This window comes from Aeromonas sp. QDB63 (assembly GCF_027707425.1).
Lineage (GTDB): Bacteria > Pseudomonadota > Gammaproteobacteria > Enterobacterales > Aeromonadaceae > Aeromonas > Aeromonas caviae.
The window spans coordinates 1-14,871 of sequence record NZ_JAPCIS010000017.1; the positions used below are offsets into that span (position 1 = coordinate 1).

11 protein-coding genes are annotated in these 14,871 nt (G+C 66.2%); 9 read left to right on the forward strand and 2 right to left on the reverse strand.

Annotation, left to right across the window (positions count from 1 at the left end; genetic code table 11):
• Window positions 1-282: 282 nt before the first annotated feature.
• The gene (gene tamB, locus PG879_RS12170; protein WP_270830232.1) at window positions 283-4,056 is read right to left on the reverse strand and encodes an autotransporter assembly complex protein TamB; all 3,774 of its coding nucleotides are present in this window, start codon (window positions 4,054-4,056) and stop codon (window positions 283-285) included.
• A gap of 76 nt (window positions 4,057-4,132) precedes the next feature.
• Window positions 4,133-5,908, reverse strand: coding sequence for an autotransporter assembly complex protein TamA (gene tamA / locus PG879_RS12175; protein WP_151027829.1), 1,776 nt, complete (start codon window positions 5,906-5,908; stop codon window positions 4,133-4,135).
• A gap of 536 nt (window positions 5,909-6,444) precedes the next feature.
• On the opposite strand from tamA, the gene PG879_RS12180 reads away from it, so the two are divergent.
• The 9 genes from PG879_RS12180 to PG879_RS12220 all read left to right on the forward strand — a co-directional run bounded on the left by PG879_RS12180 (window position 6,445) and on the right by PG879_RS12220 (window position 14,844).
• The gene (locus PG879_RS12180) at window positions 6,445-6,840 is read left to right on the forward strand and encodes a hypothetical protein (protein WP_201900799.1); all 396 of its coding nucleotides are present in this window, start codon (window positions 6,445-6,447) and stop codon (window positions 6,838-6,840) included.
• 59 nt (window positions 6,841-6,899) lie between these two features.
• Window positions 6,900-7,178, forward strand: coding sequence for a peptidylprolyl isomerase (locus tag PG879_RS12185; RefSeq protein ID WP_010674120.1), 279 nt, complete (start codon window positions 6,900-6,902; stop codon window positions 7,176-7,178).
• Window positions 7,179-7,305: 127 nt separating this feature from the next.
• Window positions 7,306-8,016, forward strand: coding sequence for a DUF1499 domain-containing protein (locus PG879_RS12190; RefSeq protein ID WP_270830233.1), 711 nt, complete (start codon window positions 7,306-7,308; stop codon window positions 8,014-8,016).
• Window positions 8,006-8,581, forward strand: a complete 576-nt coding sequence (locus tag PG879_RS12195) for a carboxymuconolactone decarboxylase family protein (RefSeq protein WP_270830234.1) — start codon at window positions 8,006-8,008, stop codon at window positions 8,579-8,581. Before PG879_RS12190 ends, PG879_RS12195 begins: the two co-directional genes overlap by 11 nt.
• On the forward strand, window positions 8,578-10,734 hold the full coding sequence (locus PG879_RS12200; protein ID WP_270830235.1) for an FAD-dependent oxidoreductase: 2,157 nt from the start codon (window positions 8,578-8,580) through the stop codon (window positions 10,732-10,734). The genes PG879_RS12195 and PG879_RS12200 overlap by 4 nt, the downstream gene beginning before the upstream one ends.
• Window positions 10,735-10,753: 19 nt before the next feature.
• Window positions 10,754-11,923: an ABC transporter substrate-binding protein gene (locus PG879_RS12205; protein ID WP_270830236.1), complete on the forward strand. Its 1,170-nt coding sequence runs from the start codon at window positions 10,754-10,756 to the stop codon at window positions 11,921-11,923.
• Window positions 11,924-11,929: 6 nt separating this feature from the next.
• The gene (locus tag PG879_RS12210; RefSeq protein ID WP_270830237.1) at window positions 11,930-13,582 is read left to right on the forward strand and encodes an ABC transporter permease; all 1,653 of its coding nucleotides are present in this window, start codon (window positions 11,930-11,932) and stop codon (window positions 13,580-13,582) included.
• A gap of 4 nt (window positions 13,583-13,586) precedes the next feature.
• On the forward strand, window positions 13,587-14,249 hold the full coding sequence (locus PG879_RS12215; RefSeq protein WP_270830239.1) for an ATP-binding cassette domain-containing protein: 663 nt from the start codon (window positions 13,587-13,589) through the stop codon (window positions 14,247-14,249).
• On the forward strand, window positions 14,242-14,844 hold the full coding sequence (locus tag PG879_RS12220) for a CDP-alcohol phosphatidyltransferase family protein (RefSeq protein WP_270830240.1): 603 nt from the start codon (window positions 14,242-14,244) through the stop codon (window positions 14,842-14,844). Before PG879_RS12215 ends, PG879_RS12220 begins: the two co-directional genes overlap by 8 nt.
• Window positions 14,845-14,871 lie beyond the last annotated feature (27 nt).

The following is a 14,871-nucleotide window of genomic DNA, read 5'->3' on the forward strand; positions in this document are numbered from 1 at the left end:
CCCGAGCGGCCAAAGGGATCAGACTGTAAATCTGACGGCTCTGCCTTCGAAGGTTCGAATCCTTCTCCCTCCACCATCTTTCAGAAAGCCCGGCCTTGTGCCGGGTTTTCGCTTTTCTGCCTTCCACAAATCCCCTTCTTCTCTACAAAAAAACGGGAGGCCAGGCCTCCCGTCAATATATGCACGCTCTCACCCCGAACCTGCTGGCGACAGCTGTCATCAGCAGGTCGGGCAGAGGGGGATAAGCGTCCCCCCAGGCATCTGTCTTGTCATCCGCGCCCCTTACAGGGTGAAGCGATAGAAGATATCCACCGCCTGGGCCACCCCGCTCATGGCCTGCAGATAGAGCCTTGGCATCAGCTCGTAGCGCAGCTTGAATTCGGCGATGGGGCTGAACACCCCGACCCCGTACTGGAACTGCAAGCCGGGCAGCAGGTAGGCCGACAGGGTCACCTGGGTGTCATCACCACTGCCTGCGGTATCGAGGGCCACGTCGCTCATGCCGAGGGACTCCCCGATGCTGGAGACCACGCCGCTCGCCTGGCTCACGGCCCCCGCCACCAGCAGGCCGTTGAAGCCGCCATCCTCGCCGCTGGTCTGCAATCCCTTGCCCCGCAACAGATAGGATAGCTGTTCGGACTGCGCCATTTGCGGCTCGGAATAGACGGTGATCTTCGGCTTGGCAGCCGGCCCCGTCACCCGCACCCCGACGGTCACGTTGTCCTCGATGGTGTCCGGATCCCGATAGGTCTCGATGTTGAGATAGGGCTGATCGATGGGGCCGGAGAAGAGGATCCGCCCCTCCTTGATGATGAGGTTCTGGCCATAGGCCTTGAAGCGCCCGTCCCTGAGCTCCAGTTGCCCGTTGCCCGAGAGCGGCTTGGAGGGATCCTGGCGAATGTTGAGGGCCCCTCCCACCTTGGTCTTGAGTCCCATGGCTTCAAGGCGGACGTCGTCCCCGAGCCGGATGGCGAGCCTGATCTCCATGGGCAGCGGTGCCGCCTTGGGGACCGGCGGCAGATCGTCGTAGATGACGGTGACATCATCGGAGACCGCTACCGCGCTGTCTGGCAGGCTCTTGACCAGGATGCGCGACCAGGGGATGTCCACCTGCCCGGTCACCCTGGTCTCCTCCCCGAGAGAGATGGCGATGTCAGGTGTCACCCTGACCCGACCCATGCCCGGGTACTGGGCTTCCAGCTCCTTGCCCTGAATGGTGAGGCTGCCGGTCACCGGCTGCTGGGCCCAGCTCAGCCAGCCCCCCAGTACCAGGGGGCCCTTGCCCACCATCATGGAGCCGTCGAGTTCGGCCCGGTTGCCTTCTATCTTGAGGCGGGTCACCAGCTTGGAGAGGGTCACCATGTCGGAGTGGGTCTGAACCTCCCCCTCCTTCAGGTTCAGCTCGCCATACAGCAGGGGGGCAGCCAGGGTGCCGTCGAAGCGGGCATCCGCCGAGATGACCCCTTGCAGGGAGCGCACTTCGGGAATGAGGGGCGCAAAGGTCGCCAGCTTCAGATCGTCAAACCTGAGTTGACCGCCGAGGTTGCCGCGGCCGGCGGGATCCCGGATCAGCAGATCGGTGTCGATGTTGCCGATCTGCTCGGAGGCGAAATCGACCCGGATGGCGGCCTGCTGGCGCTCGAAATCGATCCCGAGCTCGAGGCGCTGGTAGTCGGTCTTGAGTTCGTCGGCGACGAAGGTCCCAGGCGTGGTACGCACGGTGGCGTGTAGGGTCGGCTGGTTGCCGCGCCAGCTGGCGCGCCCGTCGGCCGACAGCACCGCCTGCCAGCGGAAATTGTCCGGCAACCAGGGGCGCAGCCGCTTGAGATCAAATTCGTTCAGGGCAAATTCCAGATTGCCCTGGGACTGGGCTATCCGGCTCCCCTTGACGCAGAGACTGGCCTTCTGGGACGCGAGGCAGAGATCCCCCATGGTCAGCTGCTGTTTCGGCAGATCCAGGTCCAGAGACCAGGGGGCGGTCAGCGCCCAGCGCTTGAGGGGGGTCTTGAGCTTCAGCTCGGCAAGGGCGCCACGCCAGTGGTCACCGCGCAGGCTGCCATTCAGGCTGAGGTCTGCCGCCAGGGGATCCCCCTTCATGGTCAAGGTGAGCCCGTGGCGCTCGAGATCGCCGCTCAGGTTCAGGGCGATTTGCGAGAGCTTGGTCTCCCCCTGCGCCAGGCTCGCCACCGTCACCGCCACCTCACCGGCGGGCTTCTCCCCGACCAGGGTGTTGGCCTTGATGACGGTCTCCTTGAGGACGGTGCCCGCGTAGGCGAGTCGGCCCGACACCAGATCGGCATTCACGCGCGGCGCCTGCTGGTTGCCGGTGACGCGCACCTGGCCCTTGATGTCCCCTCCCAGACCCGGGTAGATACCCCCAAGCTTGGGCGCATCCAGATCCGCATCCAGCTTCCAGGCCTGGGTCGTGAGCGAGCCTTTGGCCTGCAGCCGGTTGGGGCCGCTTTGCAGCGCCAGGGCCGGGATGGTCCACTCCATCTTGTCGTTGCCGCTGAGCCTGCCCTGCAAGGCCAGGGGATACTGGTTGAGCTTGCCATCCACCTTGAGCTCGGGCAGGGCCAGCTGCCAGTGGCCCGCCTCATCCAGATCAAAGCGGCTGGCGATCTTGCCCGCCAGTACCCCCTTGATCTCGGGCACCAGCTCCGCCGGGTTGATCCCCTTGAATTCGGTCGTCCCCTGCCACTGGACCCCCTTGCTCCAGGCCAGCTTGCCGTCGAGCTTGAGCTCCCCCTTGAGGGCCCCCAGCAGCAGCTCGATACGGCTCAGCTGGTTGAGATCCCCCTTGCCCGAGAGCGCCACCTTGAAGGGGGGCACATCGGTCCCCTTGCCGGCGGTGTTGAGCGCAAACTGGTAACCGGAGAGCTTGCCCTTGGCGCTCAGGGTGCCCTTGTCCAGCCGATAGCTGGGCTCATCCTTGGCGGGCTTGTGCAGGGGCCAGGAGAGGCTCTTCCAGTCCAGCGCCAGATCGAAGGGCAGATCCGGGTCGAGGGCCGCAAGGGATCCTTTGAGATTGGCGCCCACCGGCCCCTTGGCCTTGAGTGCCAGCCCAAGCTTGCCCACAGAACCGTCCAGGACGAGATTGACCTGCTCCCCCTTGAGCTCCCCGTCCAGCAGCCCTTGACGCGCCTTGGCATCCAGAGTCAGGGCGAGGGGGTAATCCTCGTGCAGGCGCACCTGACCACTCAAGGCCAGATCCGCCATGGCATGGCGCAAGGAGAGCTCCCGGATGTCGATGCGCTCCTCCTCGGCGGTGGCCGACAGCAACAGGTTGTCTAGCCCCTCCACCAGCTCACCTTGCTGATAACGGAACGCCGTGGCTTTCAGCCCCTCCAGCTGGATGGGGAAAGGCAGTCGCACCGCCGGCAGCACCATGGGCTCGGGCTTGCTTGCGGCCTGCGTCTTGTCACCGGGGACAGCCTTGCGCTCGCCGGCCGCCAGGGTGGCGCTTTTCTCATCCGCCGGTTTGGCGCCCTTGTCACTGGCCGCCTCCACCGGGGACGGTGCTACCACCACGTTCAGGCCATCGAGCACGGGGCCGCGCACGATGAGCCCGGCGCGATCCAGGGCGGCGCCAATGTCCAGATCCTTGAGGGTGATCGTCACGCCGGGCACCGCCACATCGAGATCGGCAACCTTGAGGCTGTCGACCTGGATTTTGAGCGGCAACGGATGCCAGACGAAGGGCTCCGACGGCTCTTCCGGCACCGGCTCGGACTCCGCCACCCGGACCACGGGGCGAGTCACCGCCAGAGTCTTGATCCAGAGCTTGCCCTGCAGGAGCTTGCCCAGATCCCAGTCCAGCACGGCCCGCTCCACGGTGACATCCACCAGCTCGTCCTGCCAGCCAACCCCTTCGAAGGTCCAGCCATACCCGAGTTGCCCCGCCACCAGCTCCCCCTTGAGGGAGGGCAGCGCGGCTCTGGCCTGTTGCCACAACCACTTGTTGCCCTGATGGGTGAAGCCCAGCAGGCTGACGCCGATGAGCAGCAGGAAGAAGAGGCCCATGAGCCACAAGAAAATGCGTTTTACCCAGATCACGATGCAGACCCCTGCAAGGAAAGCAGCCGCAGCGGCCAGAAAAGAGAAAGAAGAGGATATGCGCCTGGTTGCCGGGTCATAGTTCCGGCCCCAGTGCGAAGTGCAGCCGCAGCGGCTTGTCCTCCTCGGAGATGCCCACCGCCAGATCGAGCCTGACCTGACCGATGGGGGTGACCCAGCGCACCCCGACCCCGGTGCCTATCTTCCAGGCCTCGCTGTAGTCGACGGTGGCGGTCCCGGCGTCCACGAACAGGGCACCGAGCCACTTCTCGCTGAAGCGGTAGTTGTACTCCAGGCTGCCGACGCTGGCGTAGCGTCCGCCGGTCAGCTTGCCATCGTCCCCCCGTGGCGAAATGGTCTCGTAACCGTAGCCCCGGACCGTCTGATCGCCGCCGGTGAAGAAGCGCAGGGAGGGGGGGACCAGGGAGAAATCATCCCCGACGATGGCCCCCTGTTCGGCCCGCATCAGGAAACGGTGATCTTCGCCCAGGGTGCGCAGCCACTTGCTGCGCCCCCACACCCGCATGAAGCTGATGTCGGACCCCCAGTAGGGGCTCGAGAACTCCATCGTCAGTTGCTGGCGATCCCCCCAATCCGGCACCAGACCGCCGCGCACCCGCAGCCGTGACCAGGAGACGCCGGGGATCAGCAGCAGGCTGTTCCCCTCGTCCTGACCCTGGACGTAGCGCTCGTTCTCCAGGCGCACAAAGACGTCTCTGTCCCAGCTCTCCGGTCGGCGTGTCCAGCGGTGCACCCCGAAGGTGGCCAGATCGGAGCGGGTGTCGTTGTTGTCGGTGTATTGATAGCCCGCCTGCAGGGAGTAGTAATCCCGCAGCGGGTTGCCCACCGGGATCTGGTAGTCGAAGCTGAGCTCCGCTTCTGGCGCCGAGACCTTGGCGGTGCTGGAGAGGCGGTGACCATAGCGGTTCACCCAGGGTTTCTCCCAGGTGGCACTCAGGCGCGGCCCCACGTCCGTGGCATAACCGATACCGGTCTCAATTTCGTGATCGACCCGGTTGGAGAGGGTCACCTGCACCGGCACCCGGTTGCCCTCGGCCTGGCTGATCAGGGGTTTGATGTCCACCTGCTTGAACAGCTTGGTGGAGGAGACATCCTGGGACATCTCCGCCAGACGGATCGCCAGATAGGGGTCGCCGCTCTTGATGTTGATGAGCGGGCGGATCAGGTGCAGTGCCTCCGGCGTCGCGTCATAGCGGATCTCGCCGAAATGGTAACGCGGGCCAGAGCGAAACAGGATGTAGATCTCCGCCTTGCCCTGTTCCGGGAAAACCTTGACCTGGCTCTTGCTGATCTTGGCGTCAAAATAGCCGCGGGCCAGCCCCAGACTGCCGAGATCCGCCTTGATGGATTCATATTTGCCGTGGTTGAGGGGATCTCCCTCCTTCAGGGGCAGCTTGTCCAGCAGCTCGCTGTACACCTCGTCGCTCCCCGCATCCCCTTCCAGCAGGATGTCGAGGCGCGAGATGATCACGGGTTCCCCCCGCTCAATCTCGATCACCACCTTGGCGGGCGTCTTCTTGTCGCGGTTCAGGGTGATCTTGGGCTGGTAGTAGCCATAGACCTGCAGCGCCTTCTGTACGCTCTCGGTGATCTTGGCGCGGGCGGGGCGGTACTGGCGTTCCTGATAGACGGGCAGGGCGTTGAGGTAGGCCTCGACGTTGTCTTTCTGCTCTCCCCTGACCCCCTTGATCTGGTAGGTCAACTTGGCCGCCATGGCGGGCATCGCCATCAGCCAGAGAGCGAGGGCGAGCAGCAAGAGACCGGGCCCGGGGCGACGGGATCGCCCGGATGAAGTGCTCCCGGTGAGAAAAGTAGGATAGCATCCTGTCAAACGTCATTTTCCCCGAATAACATGATTTAAAGATTGTGTTATTTAGTACGATACCGAGACTCATCCCGGGCGAGTGCCGCTCATCCTAGCATAATCGCGACGGCGAAATCCCACGCTCGGGGCCCCTTTGCGTGCCGCTCTGCCGCCCCCGGTGCGGGGATCGCTTCGGCCCAGCAAGGAGCCAGCCGGGTGTGAGGAGCCAAACTGCGCACAATCCGGGCAAGGGGCGAACAAAACGCCACCACCTGCCCCGCCACGCCGGATCTCCCCTGGCGGCCTTGGGCTGGCAGCAGGGTCCGGCTCGTCGCGACAACCCTTGTCGGACACCCCGCATCCGGCGGGTTTCGTCAACCCGTCCCCCTCGACTTGCTCCGTGCCCTCTTCCCCACCCTGCCTGCTATTGAACAGGAAAATAATTTTAAATCAATCACTTGAATAGATGGCACTAAAGCTTCGTTCAATTCAATCGATTTATCCCGCTGCCCCTGCGCTCCTGCCTGTCCCACACTGATCCCAATCATCGCAGGAGAGACCCCATGCACCTACGTAGCGAACAACTGGCTGACTACATCGCCGACCGACTCGAGTTCATCACCTTCCTGGCCTGCTGCAGCGCCCTGCTGGCATTGCTGACCGGCATGAACGGCCAGCAGGCCCTCGCCTTCACCGCGCTCAATCTGCCCTTTGGCCTGGCCCTGCTGCTGGGCATGGCCCTGCTCGCCCCCCTGTCTGCCCACTGGCGCCTGCCCGGCATAGTCCTGCTGCTGGTGAGCGCAGCCCTGGCCACCCTGCAGATGGGAGGCAACTGGCTCAACCCCCTGGCCATCTGGAGCCTCTATGCCCTGCTGGGGCTGGAGATCCTCTGGCAATCCCGGGCCAGGGTCCCCCTGGCCACCGGCCCCCGGAACCGGGTCTCGCGCCCGAGGGGCTGACGTGGAGGCGCAATTGCAGTAATCTTGCGCCCCCTTTCCCCTCGCCGAGGAGCATTCCGATGAAAAAAGCCTGTGCCCAGCACATCCTGGTCAAGACCGAGAAACAGTGTCTGGAGATCAAGGAGAAGCTCGCCAAGGGCGCCGATTTCAGCCAGATGGCCAAGCGTTTCTCCACCTGCCCTTCCGGCAAGCGTGGCGGCGATCTGGGAGAGTTCTCCAAGGGGGACATGGTCAAGTCCTTCGACGATGCCGTGTTCAAGGGGGAGTTGCTGACCGTGCTGGGGCCGGTGCGCACCAAGTTCGGCTTCCACCTCATCAAGGTGCTCTATCGCAGCTGATCCAGGGCGACGAGGCCATCGGTTCTCTGAGCCGCACGCCTGGGATTGATGATCATTTACTAACGTTATCAGGCAATTAAGTTTATCCTTCTGGGCATAGTTCCATCCTGACCCGTGGATCCCTCATATGCACAGCTCTTTGTGGTGGCCGCTGCTGACCTGGCTATTGCCCCTTTGCGGGGCCCTTGGCAGCCGTGCCCATCTCTGGCCCTGGTGGCTCGGCTTCATCCTCTGTCTCGCCAGCGCCCTCCTCAGCCTCGTGCTGCTGCTGCGCCTGCCCTGGCGCTATCGCCGCACCACCAACCTCTGGCCGGATATCTGGGGCATAACTCCCCTGCTGCTGCCCCTGCTGTTTCTCGTCCAGGCGCTGCTCTCCCCCCTCACCAACGACGTCAGCACGGATCCCTACCATCCGCCACGGCTCCAGTGGGCCGAGCAGCTCAGAAGCCCGGAGGATCTCCCGGTCTCCCCCCCGCCCCTGCAAGTATTTCCAGGCAACCCCGGTCCTCTCTATACCCGGGCATCCCCGGTCGAAGTACTCGCGGAAGCCGAGGAACTGATGACGGAGCTGGGCTGGCAGGTTCGCCCGGGCAGCGAGGGTATCGATGCCGTCGTCACCACCGGCTGGTTCGGGTTTCAGGATGACGTGGCCCTGCGGGTCTTTGCCGGGCCCAAAGAGACCCGTATCGACATGCGCTCCGCCTCGCGCCAGGGGCGCAGCGATCTGGGGGTCAACCGGGCACGGATCATCGATTTCCTGAATCGGTTGAACGAGCGCCTGGGCGGGGCCTACAAGCCCAAGATGGAGAAGCTCAAAGAGGAACAAGATGCGCATTGAGGTCAAACCGGACCGGGCCTACGCCTGGTTCATCCGCCCCTTCTTCTGGCTGCAGAAACGCAACTACGGTCAGGTGCTGATCCCGGGCAAGTGCTGGGGGCGCACCCCCAGGCTGTTCGCCGCGGTCGCCACCCTCTACGGCGTCATCAACCGCAAGCGCTCCCCCATCGACCCCGTGCTGCGCTCTCTGGTGACGGTGCGGGTCTCCCAGCTCAACTGGTGTCGTTTCTGTGTCGACATCAACGCCATGACCCTCGTCAAGCGGGCAGGCTCCAGCGACAAGGTGGAGGCGCTGGCCCGGTGGCGCGACAGCCCCTTGTTCGACGAGCGGGAACGGGCCGTGCTGGACTATGCCGAGGCCATGACCGGGCTGGATGGCGTGAGCGACGAGCAGGCCGCCCGCCTCAAGCCCTGGTTCGATGACGACGCCCTGGTGGAGCTCACCGGCCTCATCGCCTTCCAGAACATGTCCGCCAAGTTCAATGCCGCTCTCGACATCGCTCCCCAGGGGTTCTGCCAGTTGCCGGTGCAACCCGAGCGCCCCCTCGACAAGGGACAGGGATGAACCGGGCACGCCTGCTGCTGTTGCTGGCGATGGGGGCCCTGGTCGGCACCTTCTTTGCCCTCGACCTTGACCACTATCTGAGCCTCACCCAGTTGCAGGCACACCAGGCGCGCCTGACCCTTTGGGTCGACCGCCATGTTGTCGCAGCCAGCCTGCTGTTTCTGGTGATCTATGTGCTCACCACCGCCCTCTCCCTGCCGGGGGCGGCCCTGCTCACCCTGGCGGGCAGCGCCGTCTTCGGCATCCTGTGGGGGCTCTTGCTGGTCTCCTTTGCCAGCTCCCTCGGCGCCACCCTGGCCTTTCTCAGTGCCCGCTTCCTGCTGCGGGACTGGGTCGAGACGCGCTTTGGCGACAAGCTGGCGAGCGTTCAGGCCGGCATGCAAAAGGAGGGGGCCTTCTATCTGCTGAGCCTGCGCCTCATCCCCCTCTTCCCCTTCTTTCTGGTCAACCTGGTGATGGGGCTCACCCCCATCAGAGTCAGCACCTACTACTGGGTCAGCCAGCTCGGCATGCTGCCGGGCACCCTCGTCTACGTGCTGGCGGGAAGCGAGCTGGCTACCCTCACCAGCACAGGCAACCTCTTCTCCCCCGGCCTGCTGGCCGCCCTGACCCTGCTCGGCCTGATGCCCTGGCTGATGCGTGCCTTGCAGCGCCGTCTCGCCCTCTACCGGTTGCACGCCCCCTACCGCAAGCCGGCGCGCTTTGACTACAACCTGCTGGTGATAGGTGCCGGCGCCGGAGGTCTGGTCACCAGCTACATCGCCGCCGCGGTGAAAGCCAGAGTGGCCCTCATCGAGCAGCACAGGATGGGGGGGGATTGCCTCCATACCGGCTGCATCCCCTCCAAGGCGCTGATCCGAAGCGCCCGCTTCGCCTTTGAACAGCGCAAGGCCGGGGAGCTTGGTTTTACCCCGAGCCAGAGCCGCGCCGACTTCGCCGCCGTGATGGCGCGGGTCGCCCGGGTCATCGAGGAGGTCGAACCCCACGACTCGGTGGCGCGCTATGAAGGACTTGGGGTGGAGTGCATCCAGGGGCGGGCGCGAGTCACCTCCCCCTGGGAGGTGGAGGTCAACGGCAAGCGCCTGATCAGCCGTCATATCGTGATCGCCACCGGCGCCCGCCCCCGGGTACCCGCACTGCCGGGGCTGGACGGGATTCCCTACCTCACCTCCGACACCCTCTGGCAGCGACTGCGTGAGCCCCCCCGCCATCTGCTGGTGCTGGGAGGGGGCCCCATCGGCTGCGAGCTGGCCCAGAGCCTGGCCCTGCTCGGTATCCCCGTCACCCTGGTGGAGCAAGGCCCTCAGCTGCTGCCCCGGGAAGATAGGGACGTCGCCGGGGCCCTGGCCGCGCAGCTGGAGCACGACGGTGTCACCCTGCACCTCGGCTGGCAGGCTACCTCGGCCGGGTATATGGACGGTAAAGACACCAACCTGCCCATCCGGCTGCACCTGCGCCGGGGGGACGAGACGCTGGTGGTTGAGGGGGACCAGCTGCTGCTGGCCCTTGGCCGGGAGGCCAACGTCAGCGGTTTCGGGCTGGAGGCGCTGGGGGTTGAACTGGCCCCCGGCGGCACCCTGGCCATCGACGGCTTCCTCGCCACCAACTACCCCAGCATCCTGGCGGTGGGGGACGTTGCCGGCCCCTACCAGTTCACCCATTTTGCCGCCCATCAGGCCTGGTATGCCGCCATCAACGCCCTCTTTGGCCAGTTCAGGCGCTTTCGGGCAGACTACAGGGTCATGCCGGCGGCCACCTATACCAGTCCGGAGATAGCCCGGGTCGGCCTCAACCAGAAAGAGGCTCGGGCCCGAGGCATCCCCTTCGAGTCGACCCGCTTCGAGATGGCCGAGCTGGATAGAGCCATCGCCGATGGCGAGTCAGGGGGCTTCGTCGAGGTGCTGACGGTGCCGGGCCGTGACAGGATACTCGGGGCCACCATAGTGGGTGCTCACGCCGGCGAGCGGATCGCCGAGTTTGCCCTCGCCATGCGCCACCGCCTGGGACTTGGCAAGATCCTCGCCACCGTTCACCCCTACCCCACCCTGATGGAGGGGAACAAGTACGTGGCTGGCGCCTGGCGCCGTGCCCGCCAGCCCGGGCGCCTGCTGGCGCTGCTGGCCCGTTATCACCGCTGGCGCCGCGGCGCCTGACTCTGACGAGGCAACCATCATGTTCAAGACCCGACTTCGCGCCCTGCTCCGTCCCCTGATGGCCGCTGTCCCCCTGCTGCTGGCCTCCCCGCTCCACGCCAATGACGCGTCGTGGCAGCAGACCCTGCTGGCCGCCAAAGGACAGACCGTCTACTTCAACGCCTGGGGAGGCAGCCCCGAGATCAATGCCTACCTGGTGTGGGCCAGGCAGGAGATCGCTCGCCAGTACCAGGTCGAGCTGGTGCAGGTGAAGGTGGATGACATCGCCCAGAGCGTGAGCCAGTTGCTGGCCGGCAAGCAGGCTGGCAAGACGTCGAACGGCCCCATCGACCTGCTCTGGGTCAACGGCGAGAACTTCAAGGCGCTCAAGGAGCAGGGGCTGCTGGGGGCCCCCTTTACCGACGAGCTGCCCAACATGGCCCTGGTGGACACCGCCCTGCCGGTGAGTGAAGACTTCACCGTGCCGGTAGAGGGGCTGGAGGCCCCCTGGGGCATAGGCCAGCTCAATCTGATGGTGGATGGCGACCAGGTAGACGCACCTCCCACCTCGGCGGCCGCCCTGCTGGCCTGGGCCAAGGCTCACCCCGGCCGCTTCACCTACCCCAAGCCTCCCCAGTTTCACGGCTCGAGCTTTCTCAAGCAGATCCTGCTGGAGCTGACACCGGATCCGGCGCCCCTCTACCGGGAGGCGACCGATGCCGACTTCCTCCGCGTCACCGCCCCTCTCTGGGCCTGGCTCGACCAGCTTCACCCCGCGCTCTGGCGAAAGGGCAGGCTCTTCCCCACCGGCGGCGCCGAGACCAGGCAGTTGCTCGATGACGGCGAGCTGGCCATGGCCATCAGCTTCAACCCGGGGGAAGCCCAGAGTTCGGTGCAAAACGGCACCCTGCCCCCCACCGTCCAGGCCATCGCCATGGAAAAAGGGGCGCTCACCAACAGCCATTTCCTCGCCATCCCCTTCAATGCCTCCGCCCGGGCCGGGGCCAAGGTGGTGGTCAACTTCCTGCTGAGCCCCGCCGCCCAGGCGCGCAAGAGCGACCCCGCCTTCTGGGGGGATCCCAGCGTGCTGCGCCAGGAGGCGCTGCCAGGCCAGACCCGTCCGGCATTGCGCTTCAAGGGAGTGGCAGAGCCCCATCCCAGCTGGCAAACCCGGCTGGAAGCGGCCTGGGCCGAGCGCTACGGCCACTGATCCATCATGCAGGCGCGCGCCCCTCTTCTCCTCCTGCTGCCCTTTTTGATGCTGGGAGCCTTGCTACTGGGGATCCCGCTCGCCGGGGGCCTGCTGTTGCTGGTCATCGAGGGACTCACCCCCGCCAATCTATCCCTCTTGCTCCCCCAGCCCGGACTCTGGCACTCCGCAGGGTTGAGCCTCTGGGTGGCGGGCGCCTCCACCCTGGGGGCTCTCGGCGCCACCGCCCTGCTGCTCGCCCAGGGGGACGGGCGTCCCTGGATGCGCTGGCTGCGCCGCCTGCTCTCCCCCCTGCTGGCGCTTCCCCACGTCGCCTTTGCCATCGGCATCGCCTTTCTGATCGCTCCCTCCGGCTGGCTGCTGCGCCTCGTCGCCCCCCTGCTTGACATCACCCATCAGCCCCCGGACTGGCAAACCCTCAAGGATCCCTGGGGGCTTGGCCTCATCGTGGTGCTCATCCTCAAGGAGACCCCCTTCCTGCTGCTGATGGCGCTGGCGGCACTGGATCCCGCCAAGGTGGCGCGCCAGCAGTGGCTGGGGGCCAGCCTCGGCTTCAGTGCCCCCCGGATCTGGTGGCGCCTGCTGCTGCCCGCCCTCTGGCCCGCCCTGCGACTGCCCCTCTACGCGGTGGCCGCCTATGGTTTGGCGGTGGTGGATCTCGCCCTGCTGCTGGGGCCGGATGCCCCGCCGCCCCTGGCGGTGCGACTCTGGCTCTGGTATCAGGATGCCGACCCCGCCTGGCGCGGCGCCAGTGCCAGCGGCGCCCTCTTGCTGCTCGCCCTCAACCTGCTGCTGCTTGGCGCCCTCAGGCTGCTGGAGCGGGCCCACCTCACCCTCGGCAAGGCACGCTGGCTGGATGGGCGACGCGCCCCCGCCTCGCCCTGGCCCGCACTCATTGCCCGCATCGGCGTGTGGGGGCTGCTCCTGACCAATCTGCTGGTACTCGCCGCCCTGCTGCTCTGGTCCCTGACCCGGCGCTGGTCTTTTCCCGCCCTCTGGCCGAGCGAATGGAGCAGCCACCACTGGCTGGCTCTGCTGCCGAGCCTGGGCCCGCTGCTGTGGCAGAGTCTGTGGCTGGCCCTGCTCTGCGCCGCGCTCTCCCTGCTGCTGGCGGTGCTCTGCCTCGAGGCGTTGCCTGCGCGCCGCGCCACACGCACCCTCTGGCTTGTCTGCCTGCCTCTGCTGCTGCCCCAGGCCAGCCTGCTGTTTGGATTGCGCCTTCAGACCGACGAGCTGGGATTCACTGGCATAGGCCCAGGCTGGGTACTCTGGAGCCAGTTGATCTTCGTCTTTCCATACGTCTATCTCTGCCTGCACGGCCCCTATCGCCAGTTCGACGAGCGCCTCACCCGGGTGGCCCTCACGCTCGGGGCCAGCCCCTGGGGGGCCTGGTGGCGAGTCAAGGGCCCCCTGCTCGCCCGTCCCCTGTTGTTCGCCTTCGGTGTCGGGGCGGCGGTGAGCCTGGCCCAATACCTGCCGACCCTGCTGTTCGGGGGCGGGCGGGTCGTCACCATCACCACGGAGGCGGTGGCCATCGGCAGCGGCCTCAACCGGCGGCTGGCGGGGCTCTACGGCCTGCTGCAACTGCTGCTGCCCCTTTTCATCTATGCCCTGGCGCTCTGGCTGCCGCGGCGCATCAACCCCGCCCTGAGGCCCTGACCCGATGCTGCACACCTCCACACTCACCCTCTTCCTCGACGGTGCCCCCCTGCTGACGCTCCCCCCCCTAAGGGTGGCCCCGGGCGAGGTGCTCACCCTGATGGGACCGAGCGGCTGTGGCAAGAGCTCCCTGCTGGCGGCCCTGGCGGGAGTGCTGCCACCCGGGGGGCCCATCCGGCTGACCGGGGACATCCTGCTCGGCGCACATCGCCTCACCCCGCTGCCCCCCCAGGAGAGGGGCGTCGGCATCCTGTTTCAGGATGACCTGCTGTTTGCCCACCTGACGGTGGCCGAAAATCTGATGTTCGGCATGCCGGCGCATCTCAAGGGGATGGCGGCAAGGCAGACCCGGGCCCGCGAGGCGCTGGCCGAGGTCGGGCTGGAGGCTCAGGCGGACAAGCTGCCCGGGGCGCTCTCCGGCGGCCAGAAAGCCCGCGTCAGCCTGCTGCGTGCCCTGCTGGCCGAGCCCAGGGCATTGCTGCTGGACGAGCCCTTCTCCCGCCTCGACAAGCCGCTGCGGGTGGCATTCAGAACCCTGGTGTTCGAGCGCCTGCGCACGCAGGCCATCCCCGCGCTGCTAGTGACCCACGACGAAGAGGATGCGCCGGGCACCATCTTGCAGCTGATCCCCCCAGCCATCCCAGAAGAGGAGCACCACCTTGTTTGATCGCCACCTGATCCCGGTTATCCGCCGCCCCCTCGCCGCGCTCGCCCGCCCCCTGTGCCGGGCCGGGGTGAGTGCCAACCAGGTGAGCCTCGCCGGCTTTCTCATCGGCATGCTGGCGCTGCCGCTGCTGGCCTTTGGCTGCTATCAATGGGCGTTGGCGGCGATTCTGCTCAACCGGCTGCTGGACGGGCTGGATGGCGCCGTGGCGCGGGAAACGGGCATCACCGACTGCGGCGGGTTTCTCGACATCACGCTGGATTTCATCTTCTACGCCGCCGTGGTGCTGGGCTTTGCCCTCGCCGACCCGGCCAACGCCCTGGCCGCCGCCACCCTGCTGTTCGCCTTCATGGGCACGGGATCGAGCTTTCTGGCCTTTGCCATCATGGCGGGCAAGCGGGGCATCGAGAGCCCCGTCTACCACCACAAATCCCTCTACTATCTGGGCGGGCTCACCGAGGGGAGCGAAACCATCGTCCTCTTCGTGCTCATGTGCCTCTGGCCCGCCGCCTTCGTGCCACTGGCCTACGGTTTTGCCCTGCTCTGTGCCATCACGACCCTGACCCGGATCTGGAGCGGCTACCACTCCCTGCGCTGACGGGATCCCGGGGGACGCGCCGGCACG

Excerpts from the sequence above, each read along its gene's own strand:
- PG879_RS12215 (WP_270830239.1), top strand. The coding sequence starts at position 13,587 with ATGCTGCACACCTCCACACTCACCCTCTTCCTCGACGGTGCCCCCCTG.
- PG879_RS12195 (WP_270830234.1), top strand. The coding sequence starts at position 8,006 with ATGCGCATTGAGGTCAAACCGGACCGGGCCTACGCCTGGTTCATCCGC.
- PG879_RS12180 (WP_201900799.1), top strand. The coding sequence starts at position 6,445 with ATGCACCTACGTAGCGAACAACTGGCTGACTACATCGCCGACCGACTC.
- PG879_RS12190 (WP_270830233.1), top strand. The coding sequence starts at position 7,306 with ATGCACAGCTCTTTGTGGTGGCCGCTGCTGACCTGGCTATTGCCCCTT.
- PG879_RS12200 (WP_270830235.1), top strand. The coding sequence starts at position 8,578 with ATGAACCGGGCACGCCTGCTGCTGTTGCTGGCGATGGGGGCCCTGGTC.
- PG879_RS12185 (WP_010674120.1), top strand. The coding sequence starts at position 6,900 with ATGAAAAAAGCCTGTGCCCAGCACATCCTGGTCAAGACCGAGAAACAG.
- PG879_RS12210 (WP_270830237.1), top strand. The coding sequence starts at position 11,930 with ATGCAGGCGCGCGCCCCTCTTCTCCTCCTGCTGCCCTTTTTGATGCTG.
- PG879_RS12205 (WP_270830236.1), top strand. The coding sequence starts at position 10,754 with ATGTTCAAGACCCGACTTCGCGCCCTGCTCCGTCCCCTGATGGCCGCT.